Origin of the sequence: Sphaerotilus sulfidivorans (assembly GCF_013426975.1) — a bacterium.
In the GTDB taxonomy this organism is placed as follows: domain Bacteria; phylum Pseudomonadota; class Gammaproteobacteria; order Burkholderiales; family Burkholderiaceae_C; genus Sphaerotilus; species Sphaerotilus sulfidivorans.
This window is the reverse complement of sequence record NZ_JACCPY010000025.1, coordinates 1-13,593: the sequence shown is the minus strand read 5'-3', so window position 1 is coordinate 13,593 and position 13,593 is coordinate 1. Positions and strand designations below refer to the sequence as shown.

Annotated in this window: 10 protein-coding genes, 4 tRNA genes and 1 pseudogene; 11 read left to right on the top strand and 4 right to left on the bottom strand. The window is 69.5% G+C overall.

Going from position 1 to position 13,593, the window contains the following annotated elements; translation table 11 throughout:
• Position 1 precedes the first annotated feature (1 nt).
• The 9 genes from ybgF (at position 2) to HZU84_RS14140 (ending at position 3,950) form a co-directional block, all read left to right on the top strand.
• Positions 2-823 (top strand): tol-pal system protein YbgF, encoded by an 822-nt coding sequence (gene ybgF / locus HZU84_RS14180; RefSeq protein WP_149503722.1) that lies wholly within the window; start codon positions 2-4, stop codon positions 821-823.
• A gap of 23 nt (positions 824-846) precedes the next feature.
• A complete protein-coding gene (locus HZU84_RS14175; RefSeq protein WP_149503721.1) occupies positions 847-1,629 on the top strand; it encodes a tRNA threonylcarbamoyladenosine dehydratase in 783 nt (260 codons plus the stop codon).
• A 69-nt stretch (positions 1,630-1,698) separates the two neighbouring features.
• Positions 1,699-1,774: transfer RNA gene (locus HZU84_RS14170), tRNA-Lys, on the top strand.
• A gap of 49 nt (positions 1,775-1,823) precedes the next feature.
• Positions 1,824-1,899 (top strand) — tRNA-Lys (locus tag HZU84_RS14165).
• Positions 1,900-1,956: 57 nt separating this feature from the next.
• Positions 1,957-2,032 (top strand) — tRNA-Lys (locus HZU84_RS14160).
• 41 nt (positions 2,033-2,073) lie between these two features.
• A tRNA-Lys gene (locus HZU84_RS14155) sits at positions 2,074-2,149 on the top strand.
• Positions 2,150-2,287: 138 nt separating this feature from the next.
• Positions 2,288-3,163: an alpha/beta hydrolase gene (locus HZU84_RS14150; protein WP_149503720.1), complete on the top strand. Its 876-nt coding sequence runs from the start codon at positions 2,288-2,290 to the stop codon at positions 3,161-3,163.
• Between the two features lie 20 nt (positions 3,164-3,183).
• A complete protein-coding gene (locus HZU84_RS14145) occupies positions 3,184-3,327 on the top strand; it encodes a hypothetical protein (protein ID WP_180692967.1) in 144 nt (47 codons plus the stop codon).
• A 317-nt stretch (positions 3,328-3,644) separates the two neighbouring features.
• Complete coding sequence (locus HZU84_RS14140) at positions 3,645-3,950, top strand: hypothetical protein (protein WP_149503719.1); 306 nt, start codon at positions 3,645-3,647, stop codon at positions 3,948-3,950.
• On the opposite strand, the gene HZU84_RS20660 is transcribed toward HZU84_RS14140, so the two are convergent.
• The 3 genes and pseudogenes from HZU84_RS20660 to HZU84_RS14130 all read right to left on the bottom strand — a co-directional run bounded on the left by HZU84_RS20660 (position 3,940) and on the right by HZU84_RS14130 (position 7,727).
• Positions 3,940-4,923: a TonB-dependent receptor domain-containing protein gene (locus tag HZU84_RS20660; protein WP_244954522.1), complete on the bottom strand. Its 984-nt coding sequence runs from the start codon at positions 4,921-4,923 to the stop codon at positions 3,940-3,942. The genes HZU84_RS14140 and HZU84_RS20660 overlap by 11 nt on opposite strands.
• A 460-nt stretch (positions 4,924-5,383) precedes the next feature.
• Positions 5,384-5,644, bottom strand: a pseudogene (locus HZU84_RS20655) (TonB-dependent receptor plug domain-containing protein); the annotation flags it as partial.
• Positions 5,645-5,861: 217 nt separating this feature from the next.
• Entirely contained in the window at positions 5,862-7,727 is a 1,866-nt protein-coding gene (locus HZU84_RS14130) for a TolC family outer membrane protein (RefSeq protein ID WP_149503718.1), read from the bottom strand.
• Positions 7,728-8,009: 282 nt separating this feature from the next.
• On the opposite strand from HZU84_RS14130, the gene HZU84_RS14125 reads away from it, so the two are divergent.
• Both HZU84_RS14125 and HZU84_RS20995 read left to right on the top strand, forming a co-directional pair.
• A complete protein-coding gene (locus tag HZU84_RS14125; protein ID WP_244954272.1) occupies positions 8,010-8,747 on the top strand; it encodes a transglutaminase-like cysteine peptidase in 738 nt (245 codons plus the stop codon).
• Positions 8,748-8,827: 80 nt separating this feature from the next.
• Positions 8,828-10,729 (top strand): bifunctional diguanylate cyclase/phosphodiesterase, encoded by a 1,902-nt coding sequence (locus HZU84_RS20995; protein WP_149503716.1) that lies wholly within the window; start codon positions 8,828-8,830, stop codon positions 10,727-10,729.
• A 124-nt stretch (positions 10,730-10,853) separates the two neighbouring features.
• Here the strand turns inward: HZU84_RS20995 and HZU84_RS14115 are convergent.
• Positions 10,854-13,593: Calx-beta domain-containing protein (locus HZU84_RS14115; RefSeq protein WP_180692966.1), on the bottom strand; the 2,740-nt coding region annotated here is incomplete at its 5' end.

Sequence of the window (13,593 nt, the reverse complement as noted above, 5' to 3'; positions counted from 1 at the left end):
GATGACGCGCCGCCCCCTGTCGATCCGCGCTGCACGGGCTCCGGCGGCGCTGCTGCTGGCGCTGACCGCGGCCTGGCCCGTCGGCGCCCAGGCCGGGCTGTTCGATGACGAGGAGGCCCGCAAGGCCATCGTCGAGCTGCGCGGCCGCTTCGAGCGCGCCCAGCAGGAGAGCAGCGAGCGCGATGCGCGCCAGCGCGAGCTGGCCGAGCAGGTCGAGACGCTCAAGCGCAGCCTGCTGGACCTCAATGCCCAGATCGAATCGCTGCGCGCCGACCTGGCGAAGCTGCGTGGCCAGGACGAGCAGCAGGTGCAGTCCGGCAAGGACCTGGCCCGCGAGATCGCCGAGCTGCAGCGCAAGCTCAAGGACCAGTTCGCCGCGATCGACGAGCGCATGCGCCGGCTCGAGCCGCAGCGCGTCTCGCTCGACGGCCGCGACGCGGTGGTCGAGGCGCCCGAGAAGAAGGCCTACGACGAGGCGATCGGCATCCTGCGCAAGGGCGAGTTCGCCAATGCTGCCGCCGCGCTGACCAGCTTCCAGAAGCGCTTTCCCTCCAGCCCCTACCAGGGCCATGTGCAGTACTGGCTCGGCAACGCCCTCTACGGCAAGGGCGAGGTCAAGGAGGCGATGACCATCTTCCGCACGCTGGTCAGCTCGACGCCGGACCATCCGCGCGCCTCCGAGGCGCTGCTGGCGCTGGCCAACTGCCAGATCGAGCTGAAGGATCCGAAGAGCGCCCGCCGCACCCTCGAGGAGCTGGTGCGCAACTATCCGCAGTCCGAGGCCGCGCAGGCCGCCGCCGAGCGCATCAGGCAGCTGAAGTGAGCGTGGCTTCTGTGCTTCCCGTGATGTCGACGCTCGCCGCACAAGAGGGTGATGCCGATCTCGAGCGCCGCTTCGGCGGCCTGCGCCGGCTCTGGGGCGACGCGGCCTATGCGCGGGTGCGTGCGGCCCGGGTGGCGGTGGTGGGCGTCGGCGGCGTCGGTTCGTGGGCGGTCGAGGCGCTGGCGCGCAGCGGCGTGGCCGAGCTGGTGCTGATCGATCTGGATCATGTCGCCGAATCCAACATCAACCGCCAGATCCAGGCGCTGGGCGCGACCGTCGGCGCGGCCAAGGTGCAGGCGCTGCGCGAGCGCATCGCCGACATCCATCCGGGCTGCCGGGTGCATGCGGTCGAGGATTTCGTCGAGCCGGAGAACTGGCCGGCCCTGCTGCCGATCGAGGTCGACGGGGTCATCGACGCCTGCGACCGCAATGCCGCCAAGCTGGCGATGGCGCGCTGGGCGCTGGCCGGCGGGCACCGGCTGGTGATGGCTGGCGCGGCAGGCGGCAAGTCGCACCCCGAGCGGGTGGAGGCGGCCGATCTGGCCGAGGTCACGCACGACCCGCTGCTGGCCCGGCTGCGCCAGCAGCTGCGCCGCGAGGGCGCGCCGCGCCAGGGGCGCATCGGCGTGCGCTGCATCTTCTCGCGCGAGACGGTGCAGCGCCCGCAGACGGACGGCGCCTGCGCCGTCGACGGCAGCCTGAACTGCCACGGCTACGGCTCCAGCGTGATGGTCACCGCCAGCTTCGGTCTGGCTGCCGCGGCGCAGATTCTCGAAGGCGTGCGCGCAGACGTACGAGGTGCTTGACGGCACCAAGGTGAGGTGTATTAGAATCTAGGGCTCGGCTGATCAGTGACTGATTGGCCGGGCCGGTGGGGGTCGTTAGCTCAGTTGGTAGAGCAGCGGACTTTTAATCCGTAGGTCGCAGGTTCGAGTCCCGCACGACCCACCAAAAACATGATATAGTCACGGTCTTGATGAAAATCAGGGCCAGCAGGCAAGGGCTCTTAGCTCAGTTGGTAGAGCAGCGGACTCTTAATCCGTAGGTCGAGTGTTCGAGTCACTCAGGGCCCACCAGACTTGCCTAGCTGTCGTGTGTTTCATTCGTCTTCACTGCCCATGGGCAGTGAATGCGGGCTCTTAGCTCAGTTGGTAGAGCAGCGGACTCTTAATCCGTAGGTCGAGTGTTCGAGTCACTCAGGGCCCACCAGAATTCAGTGTTTCACCGTTCACCGCACACGCGGTGGTGACGGGCTCTTAGCTCAGTTGGTAGAGCAGCGGACTCTTAATCCGTAGGTCGAGTGTTCGAGTCACTCAGGGCCCACCAGAACAGAAGACGCAACAAGCGTTCAGCGACAAGGACTTGGCAGCAGTGCCAAGTCCTTTTTTGTTTTGGCGTCGGGTTTGCTGCCGGTAAGCCCCATGCCGCATTCCCCTTTCCCGTTTCTGCGACCATGCGTCGGCCATGAAACGCCTGTCCGCGCTGAGTTTCCTGCTGATCCTGTCTTCCACGCTGGCGCTGCTGTCGGCGGGCTGCAGTTCTCTGGACGAGCGTCAGCGGGCCTGGATCTTCCAGCCCTCGGATCGCAGCTGGGGGCGAGCCGAGGAGATCGCGCGAGGCATGGACGAGGTCTGGATCGATTTCCGCTCTGCCGAGACGGATCGGCCGGTGCGGCTGCATGGCCTGTGGAGCGCGCACGAGCGCTTCGCCAGTGATCCGCAGGCGCCGGTGCTGCTCTATCTGCACGGGGCGCGCTTCAATGTGGTGGGCTCGGCGGCGCGGGCGCAGCGGCTGCGGCAGCTCGGCTTCTCGGTGCTGGCGATCGACTACCGGGGCTTTGGCCGCAGCAGCGATGAGCTGCCTTCGGAGACCCTGGCCCTGGAGGACGCCTGGGCGGCCTGGGACTGGCTGGCCCGCGAGCATCCCGGGCGGCCGCGCTACATCTTCGGGCACTCGCTGGGCGGGGCGATTGCGATCGATCTGGCCACCCGGGTGGCGGACGAGGCCGGCACGCTGGTGGAGGGCACCTTCACCTCGATTCCGGAGGTGGTCGCCTCCTACCGCTGGGGCTGGCTGCCGCTGGAGCCGCTGATCACCCAGCGTTTCGCCTCGGTCGAGCGGGTCGCGCAGATCGGCTCGCCGCTGCTGGTGGTGCATGGCAGCGAAGACCGCACCATCCGGCCCGAGCTGGGCCGGCGCCTGTTCGAGGCTGCGCGCGGCCCCAAGCGCTTCGAGCTGGTCGAGGGTGGCACCCACCACAACACCAATGCCATCGGCCTGGCGCAGTACCGGGTGGCGATGGCGGAGCTGTTCGGCCTGAGCGTGCCGGCGGCGCCCTGAGCGCATCCGGCCCGGCCGCCATGCCGGCCGTTCAGCAGGCCCCGCCGGTCGCCTGCGCCGGGTTGCCCTGCCAGCGGCTGCCGGCCTCGAGCTGCTCGCCCAGCGAGGTCATCGTCTTCTCGACGATGGAGGCGCCGTCGCCGGCGAAGCTCCAGCCAGGTTGATGATCAGCAGCGCGCCATGCTGTCGGGCCAGCAGCGCGATGCGCTGCCAGGGTGGCCCCCGCTCGCTCTGGACCCACGCGGCCTGGGCTGCTGCGGCGCCGGTCGGTGCGACTGGCGCCGCAGCTTGGCCAGCCGCAGTCAAGGCCTGACGGGGGCAGGAAGCACAACAGTGACTCGGCGAGGGCCGGTTCGGTGACCACCAGCGTCCAGGCCCGGGCGCTCCAGACCGAGCTGGAGGCCATCGCGGCGCGGTCGCTGGCGCAAGTCGTGCCGATCGAGCCCCGCCGCAGACCGAGCCTGCGCTCCTCGGGCCGCCCGTGCCGATCCTGGCGCTGGATGCCCTGCAGGATCCGGCGCGTGCCGAGCTGATGGCTCTGGCCGCTCCGGTGGCAGTGCGGCCGCGGGTCGAGGCCGCGCTGCTGCGCGACACCATCCTGAGGCTGTGCAGCGGGCGCTCGCTCGGCCTGCAGGTGCTGGCGCAGCTGCTGCAGCGCGAGCCTGATCACCTGCGCCGGCGCACGCTGGCCGCGATGGTCCGCCAGGGGCTGCTGCGGGCCGACCCGTGCTCGCCGCTGGATCCGCGCCTGGTCTACTCGAGCGCGGATCCGGTTCTTACATCTTGAGGTTGAGGGCCAGCGTCACCGAGCGGGGTGCTCCCGGCGAACTCATCGGCTGCGCGCTGCCCGAGGGCCAGAAGAAGTTGTCGTACCAGGTGTAGGCATGCTGGCGGTCGGCCAGGTTGCGCACCTGCAGGTCCAGGCTGGCACGGCTCGAGAGGGCGCGGCGCACGCTCAGGTCGAACAGCACATGGGCGCCATGCTTGCCCTGCGCGTTCAGGTCGTCGATGTAGTGGCTGCCCTGGGCGCGGCCCTGCAGCGTCAGGCGCCACTGGGCGTCCGGGCTGTATTCGATGCCGAGATTGGAGATGTGGCGCGGCGTCGAGAACACCTCCTTGCCCGCCAGCGACACGCCGCTGGCGGTGTAGGCCTGCACCACCCGCGCCTCCTGCAGCGAGTGCGAGGCCCACAGGCGCAGCTGCTCGCTGGCGCGCAGCGTCGCCTGCAGGTCCAGGCCCTGGCGGCGGGTGCGGCCCAGGCCGACGGTGGTGCCGGTGCTGGGCATGTTGGCGACCTCGTCGGTGGCATCCTGCCGCCACAGCGCCACCCGTGTCTCCAGCCCGTCCAGCGGCGCGAGCTTCACGCCCAGCTCCTGCCCGGTGTTGATCGAGGCGCCGAAGGGCGCCTGCGAGGCCGAAGTCAGATAGGCCGGCGCCCGCGAGCCGGTCAGGATCTGGAAGGTGCGGCCCCAGTTGGCATAGACGCTGGTCGAGGCCGAGGGGCTCCAGATCATGCTGAGCTTGGGCTGGTTGATGGGGCCGTAGTCCTGCAGGCTGCCGCGCAGGCCGCTGGTGTTGATCAGGGTGTCGCCCCGGAAGCGGTCGATGCGCCAGCCCGGCACCAGCCGCAGCGTCGGCGTGGCCTGGACCAGCGCTTGCACGAAGACCGCGCTGTTGTCGAGCGAATGGCTGTCGTCGTTGGAGGTGGTGGTCGGCTGGCTGAAAGATGTTGTTGTAGAGCCGGCCCGACAGGTGCAGATCGGGGCGGATCTTCCAGTCCAGATGCACGCTGGCCTGGCGCATGTCGCGGGTGTCGCCGTCGTTGGCGTTGTGCGCGAAGCTCTGCCAGCGGTCCGCGGCCATCTGCGCTGCGGTCATGAAGCCCGGCTCCTCGGCCCGCTGCGCCGACAGACGCGCGATCAGGCCCAGCCGCAGGTCGCCGCTCGGCGAGGACAGGAACCACTTGCCGCCGACCGCCTGCCGCTCCGACGCCGAGTGCGCCCGGTAGCCGTCGGAATGCTGGTGGCCGACGAAGTAGTTCTGCGCGAAGCCGTCGGCCTCCTGCCCGAACGCGATCTGGACCTCGCGGGTCGAGAAGCTGCCCGCGCTCAGCCGTGCCTCGCCGTCGTTGCCGCCCTGGCGGGTCACCACATCGATGCTGCCGCCGATCGCATGCAGGCCGTGGCGCGGATCATTGGTGCCGCGCACCACCTCGATGCTGTCGATGTCCAGCGGGAACACCATGTCGATGAAGCGCTGGTTGCCGCTGTTGACATTGCTCGGGATGCCGTCGATCAGCACCTTGATGCCGTTGATGTAGCCCTCGCCGTTGAAGGCGCGGAAGGTCGGCTTGCCCGACTCGGCGCCCATGCGGGTCTCGGTGAGCTGGATGCCGGGCAGCAGGCCGAGCAGTTCCCAGCTCTGCGCGACGTTGCGATCCTCGATGCGGTCGGCCCCGAGAATGTCGACCGAGGTCAGCACCTGGCGGGTCTTCAGCACACCGCTGCTGCGGCCGCTCACGGTCACGCCGCTCAGCACGATCGCGGGATCGCTGTTGGACGAGAGAATGTGAACATCTGTTGTGCAAGCGCTGCACAACACGGGCGGCAGGAAGCGGGGAAGCGAAGAGGTGGGGGCGGGTTGTGGCGCGAGGCCGGGGACGCTGCCGGCCCCGTGGGGCCGGCAGGGGAGAGGCGCATCAGCGCTTGGTGCTTTCCTTGACGATGTACCACTCGGCGCCACGGCGCTTCCAGGTCAGCACCTTCTGGGCCTTGTCGTTCAGGTCCTTGGAGGTATAGATCTGGTCGAAGCGGGTCTCCACCACATTGGCCGAGACGGTGCGGCGCTGCACATTGGCGATCTTCATCTCGACCGGGCCGCTCTTCTGCAGCAGCTTGGTGCGATTGGCGAACCAGGTGCTGCGCGAGGCGCTGCCTTCGGGCTTGAAGCTCGGGTCGTAGAAGCTGAGGTAGCGGGTCGCGTCCTTGCTGGTCCAGGTGGCCGCCCAGTCGAGCAGGCGCTGCGAGACCGGGGTGCTGGGCGCCGGATCCGGTGCGGAGATGTCGACCGGGGCGGCCGGCGCGGCTGCTGCTGCCGGTGCGGCGCCGCGTGCGGCCGGCATCGGCGCCAGCGAGGCGCCGAGCTGACGCGCCCGTGCGTCCAGATCGGCCTTGGGGGTGACGACCAGATCGGTGGCGCTGATCGGGCAGCGGGTGGCGGCATCGTCGCCGGCCTGCCAGTAGCGGCCTTCCGCGGGCTCGTCTTCCGCGCTGCCGGCACGGGTCAGGCCGAGCGAGGCGACCAGGGTGCTGGTGGCCGCATGGGTGCGGGCCCGTGCGACCTGCAGGTCATGCTCGGCATTGACGTAGGCGCGGCGGGCGCCGTAGAGCTCGTTCTCGGAGTTCAGCAGGTCCAGCAGCGTGCGCTGGCCGATGTCGAACTGCTGGCGATAGGCATCGCGCACCTTCTCGCTCGACAGCACATGACGGTCGAGGTAGGCCTGCTGCTCGGCGAGTTTCTGGGTGTCCTGGTAGGCGATCGCGGCGGTCTGGCGGGCATCGCGGCAGGCCTTGTCGCGGGTGTCGGTGGCCTGGCCCAGCAGATTGGCGGCCTGGCGCACGCGGGCCTTGTCGGCGCCGCCGTTGAACAGGTTCCAGTTCAGCGCCACGCCGGCGGTGGTGTCGCGCTTCTGGTCGAGCGTGCCGTCGAGGTTGCGGCCGGCCGCGGCACGCACCCGGGCCTCGACCCGGGGCTGGTAGAGATTGCCTTCACGCTCGCGCGAGACCGACTGCGCGGCGCGCAGGTTCTCGACTGCCGCGGCGATCGCTGCATTGCGCTTGACCGACTGCTCCAGCGCCGCGCCGCTGGTGGCGGGCAGGCCGCGCTCCAGGCCGGTCACCGCCGGCATTTCGACCGGCGGCAGGCCGCTGGTGAGCCGGCGGAAGCGCTCGGTCACGTCATGCAGGTTGGAGGTCTCGGTGGTCAGGTTCGACTCCGCCAGCGCCAGACGGGCGGCGGCCTGCTCCTGGTCGACGCCGCGGCCGACGCCGGCGCGCACCCGCGACTGGATCTGGTCATGCACATGGCGGTGCTGGACATAGTTGTCCTCGGCCATGCGCACCAGCTTGCGCTGGCGCTGCACGTCGATGTAGGCGCGCACGCTCTCGAGCGCGACCTGCTCGCTGGTGTCGATGAACTCGAAATAGCGCACCAGGCGGGCATGGTTCAGCCGGTCGACCTGGTTCATCGTCTGGAAGCCGTCCCACAGCAGCTGGGTGGCCGACAGCGCGACACCCGCGCTGTTCATGTTCTGGGTGACCGAGCCGATGCGCTCGTTGATCCGGTTGGCCTCGGCCGAGAGGTCGACGCGCGGGTAGTAGGCGCCGCGGGCCACGTCGATCTCGTCGGTGGAGGCCCGGAAGGCGTTGAGCCGTGCAGTGACCTCGGGGTTGGTGGTGATCGCACGCTGGACCGCATCCTTGAGCGGGTCGGTGCTCTGGGCAACGGCGACCTGGCAGGCGAAGGCGATCAGGCCGATGACGAGATGAGAGGCTGCCTTGTTCATTGTTTCCTGGATCCTTGTGCTGGCCTTCGGACGGGACATTTGATGGAGAAACACATTGCCGGCGTGTCTCTCCCTTCGTGACACGCGGATGGAGGTTGGATTCCCGAGCGGAAATGTGAGAGCAACTCGCGAACAACCTTCAACGAGTATTCCACAGCGGGTCGGTCGACTCCAAGTGGCCTGAGCACAAAATCGCATTGTTCACTTCCGGGCGTGCGGTTTCGTGACCGATGCCTACGGTTCTGACAACTCCTTGCCGACAAGGCGGGCATGGATGTTGTCGTGTCCGGTTCACCTCCGCTTGTGCGCGATCGCTGGCGAGGCTGGTCCCTGCGGGGGCGGGCCTCGCCGGTGCTGCTGGCGCTGCTGCCTGTGGTGGCCGCGCTGGCGCTGGCGCTGGGCGGCGGACTGTGGTCGGCCGGCGCGCGGGCCTGGGACACCCAGCAGATGCTGCGCCAGGCGCAGCGCCACGGCGCACGCAGCGTCGATCTGGCGCAGGCCCTGATCGAGACGGTGCAGATGGGCCAGCGCATGGACGACGAGCGTCGTCTGGAGCTGGTCAACCAGTTCTTCAACCGGCGCATCTATTTCCGTGACGACATCGAGGTCTGGGGGCAGGTCGACTACTGGGCCACGCCGCTGGAGATGTTCGCCCAGGGCCAGGGCGACTGCGAGGACTACGCGATCGGCAAGTATTTCGCGCTGATGGCCGCGGGCGTGCCGCAGGCGAAGCTGCGTCTGGTCTATGTGCGCGCGACGCTGGGCGGCGTCGGCGGGGTGCAGCAGGCGCACATGGTGCTGGCCTACTATCCGGCACCGACGGCCGAGCCGCTGATCCTCGACAACCTGATCGGCGACATCCGCCCGGCCTCGCGCCGGCCCGACCTGCAGCCGGTGTTCAGCTTCAATGCCGACGGACTGTGGCAGGGCACGCAGGGCCCTGGCGCCGGTGACCCCTCCGCGCGGCTGTCCCGCTGGCGAGAGGTGCTGATCAAGGCCCGCGAGCAGGGTCTTTTCTGAGGCTTTGCATTGGTACCGGTTGGTGAAAAAACAACGATGATTTTTGCAATGACGACGACACGCACTTCGAAGGAGCCGCCATGTCCCTGATCCGGCAGGTGTGGATCCTCATCATGGGCACGATCGTGCTGGCCAGCGCCGGCAGCGTGCTGATGTCGGTCTGGACGGCGCGAGGCTCGCTCGAGACCCAGCTGTCGATGAAGAACAACGACAACGCGCAGACGCTGGCGCTGTCGCTGTCGCAGCAGCGCGGGGACGCGGCGCTGCTGGAGCTGGCGATCGCCTCGCAGTTCGACACCGGGCACTATCAGTCGATCCGGCTGGTTGGCGCCGACGGCCGTGTCCTGGTGGAGCGCACCGCGCAGGTGGCGGTGCGTGACGTGCCGGCCTGGTTCGTCGACCAGGTGCCGGTGCATCCGCGTGCCGGGGTGGCCCAGGTCTCGAACGGCTGGAACCAGATCGGCACGCTGGAGCTGCGCAGCCAGTCGGCCTTCGCGCATGCCGATCTGTGGTGGTCGAGCGTGCGCATGACGCTGTGGGCGCTGGGCGTGGGCGTGCTGGCCGCGCTGGTCGGCCATCTGGCGGTGCGGCGCCTGCGCGGACAGCTCGATGCGGTGGTGGAGCAGGCCGAGGCGCTGACGCAGCGCCGCTTCGTCAGCATGGCCGAGCCGGCCACGCCGGAGCTGCGCCGGGTGGCGCAGGCCATGAACATGATGGTCGGGCGGGTCAACCAGTTCTTCCAGGAGCAGTCGCGCCAGGTCGACCAGCTGCGGCGTCAGGCCAGCTGCGACGCGCTGACCGGGCTGGCGCACCGCGGGCATTTCATGGCTGTGCTGGATTCGGAGCTGGGCCGCGAGGACGGCGCCGGCGAGACGCAGATCGTGCTGGTGCGGCTGCTGGCGCTGGCTGATGTCAATCGCCGGCTTGGCCATCTGCGCACCGACGAGCTGCTGCGCTCGATCGCCGCGGTGCTGGCCGAGGCGGCGCCCGGACAGCCGGCACCGCTGGTGGCTGGCCGGCTCAACGGCAGCGACTTCGCGGTGATCCACTCGCGCGAGCGCCCCGTGCGCGAGCTGACCGAGGCGCTGATGCGGCGCCTGCGCACGGTGATCGAGGGGCTGGACGATGTCGCGGTGGTCATGTCGGCCACCGCCTGCCACCGCGATCGCCCGGTGGCCGAGCTGCTGGCCACCGCCGACCGGGCGCTGGCGGTGGCCGAGGCGGCCGGGCCGTTCCGCTGCCACCTCGATGGCATCGACGAGGCGCCGGTGCAGGGCGGCGAGGATGCCTGGCGCCGGGCGCTGCTCGACACGCTGATGGCCGCGCGCATCCAGCTGCAGCCCTATCCGGTGCGCGATGCGCGCGGGGTGCTGCTGCATCAGGAATGTCCGCTGCGGCTGCAGCTGGTCGAGGGCGGACCGCTGGAGCCGGCCAGCCGCTGGCTGCCGATGGCCCTGCGCACCGGGCTGGGCAGCGATGTCGACATGGCCGCAGTCGCGCTGGTGCTGACCGCGATCGGCGCCGACCACCAGCCGCGTGGCGTCAACCTGTCGCCGCAGTCGCTGGCCGATCCGCATTTCCTGCCGAGGCTGCGTGCGCGGGTGGCTGCGGCCGGCGAAGCCGCACAGTGGCTGTGGATCGAGGTGGACGAGATGGCGCTGCAGCGCCATCCGGAGTCGCTCGACGAGATGTGCCGGCTGCTGCGGCCGCTGGGCGTGCGGGTCGGGCTGGAGCATGCCGGCGACCGGCTGGCCTCGATCGGCCGGCTGCTCGAGGCGGGTCTGGACTATGTGAAGCTGGCCTCGACCTGGACCGCCGGTCTGGCTGGCGACGAGACGCGCCGGCTCTGGCTGCGCAGCTCGGTCGGCATGCTGCACGGGGTGGGACTGCAGGTCTTCGTCGAGGGCGTGCGCGATCCGGCCGATCTGCCTGCGCTGTGGGCGGCCGGGGTCGATGGCGTGACCGGGCCGGCGATCCGCTGATCCGACCGCTGAGCCGACTGTTGATGCGAGCGCGGATCCGCCGCGCGATGCAATGAAAAAGGGGCTGCGACTGCAGCCCCTTCGTTCTTGTCGGTCTGATCCGGTTGGGTCTGATCCGATCCGATCAGGTGCCCGAGGCCGGGTCCACCACCAGCTTGCCCTGAGTCAGCATCGCGCTGATGATCTGCGCGTCGGTCGCGCCGCTGGTCAGGCCCAGCGCCGAGGGCAGGTCGACGTTCTGCAGCACGATGGTCTGGTCCTCGGCGGCGGCGCTGTAGGTGCCGCCGGTGAAGGCGCCGGTGGTGCTGACATGGATCGTGGTCGTGGTGCCGCTGACCTCGAAGTCCAGATAGTTCGCCAGGTTGCCGGCGGTGTTGCCGGCACCGAAGCCCTCGCCGACCAGCAGGTCGCGCAGGTCCAGGATGTCGGCGCCGATCTCGAAGTCGGTGATGGTGTCGACCGCCGGCGCACCCTTGCTGCCCTGGTCATTGAGCGACCAGGCGAACACGTCATTGCCCGCGCCGCCGGTCAGCCAGTCGCTGCCGGTGCCGCCCACCAGGGTGTCACTGCCGCCCAGGCCGCTGAGGGTGTCGTTGCCACTCAGCCCGCTGATGTAGTCGGCGGTGGTGGCGTCGCCGGTCAGGGTGTCGGCATTGGTCGTGCCGACGATGGACGGATCGTTGACCCGCACCGTCACGGTGGCCGAGGCGGTGTCGCCGTCCTTGTCCGACACCACGTAGCGCATCTCCTCGGTGGCGACCTTGGCCGCGACGCTGGCCGGCACCCGGTATTCGTAGGTGCCGTCGTCCATGTCGATGATGAAGCGCCCGCCCTGCGCGGTGGTGACCGTCAGCAGCTTGCTGGAGGGGTCGAAGGACTGCATCGTGCTGGTGCCGCCGCTGACGACGATGGTGCGGGCGCTGGCGCTGGCCAGCGTGTAGCTGATCCCGTCGATGGTCACCGACTGCACGAAGCCGCCGTCGGCGCCGATCTGGCCGCCACCGCGGATCTCGCCGCCGGTCACCAGATCGCCGGTCGGGATCGGCACGGTGCTCTGCAGCACGCCGCTGAGCTGGTTCAGATCGGTCACGATGATCGAGCTGGCCGCGGTGCCGCCGGTGGTGGTCCAGGCGATCGGGTCGAGCCGCGAGGCGCTGACATCGGAGGTCATGCCGATCGCGTAGGCGTTCATCTGCTGCGAGGCCAGGAAGCCGGCCCAGGCGGCTTCCTCGGCAGGGCTCACGCCGATGGATCCGCTCGGTGCGGTCGGGTTGCCGTCGGAGAAGAAGTAGGCGACGTTCTGGCCGGTCGTCAGCCGGCCGGAGGTCGAGAAGGCGGCCTGCGCCGCCGCCAGCGCGGCGTCGTAGTTGGTGTTGCCGCCGGTCGTCAGGTTCTCCAGCAGCAGCTTGGCCGCGCTGACGCTCATCCAGGTGCTGCTGGGTGCGGTGGCCGTGTCGGAGAAGGTGACCAGCTGCACCGCGACATTGCCGAACTCGGCATAGCTGTCGAGCAGCTTCTTGATCGCCGCGATCGCGGCATCCAGCCGGGTCGTGCCTGTGAGGGCGCCGGTGGTCAGCGTCGACAGCATCGAGCCGGAGGTGTCGAGCGTGATCAGCAGGTTGGTGTCCTGCAGCGTGACGCTGGTGGACTGGTCGGCGATCGTGGCCGGCGCATCGTCCTCGACGGTGATGGTGGCCACGCCGCTGGCGCTGTAGCTGCCCTGGGTGGCGGTGAAGCCAAGGTTGAAGGACAGCGTGTCCTCGCCGCTGCCGGCATGGCGCACCGGGCCCGACAGCGTGACGCTGTAGGCCCCGGTGTCGTTCAGCACCGCGGTCAAGATGGTGCTGCCGTCGGCTGCTCCGGTCAGGGTCCGGCCGTCGGCACTGACGGTCCAGGTCAGCGCGGTGCCGGTGGCGGAGGACTGCAGCGAGGCGGCCTGGGTGGCGCTCCAGGCCAGCACCAGGCCGGCGCTGGTCAGCGCGCTCGACAGCGCCAGGGTGCCGGTGAAGGTGGTGGCATTGGTGGTGTCGGCACCGGTCGTCGCGCCGGTGGTGTCGGCCAGACCGCCGCTCAGGCCTTCCTCGGACAGCGCGCCGCTGAAGACCAGATCATTGGTGCTCTTGTTCGTGCCGTCGTCGTAGAGCGTGCCGGTGCCGGTGACCGGCAGCGTGCCCGCGCTGGTGTCGGTCGGGGTGGCCGCCCGCAGCGTCAGCGTTTCCGGACCTTCGAAGACGGTGTCGTCGGTGGTGGGCACGCGCACCAGGAAGCTGGTCACGCCGGCCGGCACCGAGATGCTCACGGCCGTGCCGCTGGTGATGCCGCTCAGCGTGGTGAAGGTCGTTCCACCGTCGAAGGACACCAGCATCTGCTGCGGGGTGTCGGTGGCGATGCTGCCGCTGCCGTCGCTGAGCGTCAGCGTGATGCTGGTGGCGGTGGTCGAGGCGTTGCTGAGCGTGACGGTGAAGTCGAGCGGCGAGCCTTCGGCCGCGACGGCATTGCTGATGGCCAGCACGCGCGGCCGGTCGTCATCGGGCGCCGGCGGCGGATCGGTCGGCGTGGGATCGACGATAGTGCCGGTACCGTCGTCCTTGATGGTGGCGATGCCGGAGCCGTCGAGGATGACGGCGTTGGTCGGGCTGGAGAGTTCGACGGAGAAGGACTCGGGGCCTTCGTAGACCGCGTCGTCCAGGATCGTGATGGTGATGGTCGCGGTGGTCTGGCCGGGCGCGAAGGTCAAGGTGCCGTTCTGGGCGACATAGTCGGAGCCGGCCAGCGCGGTGCCGTTGGCGGTGGCGTAGGCGACGGTGACCGGCAGATTGCTGGCATTGCTGAGGGTGACGGTGAAGGTGACGGTGTTGGTGCCA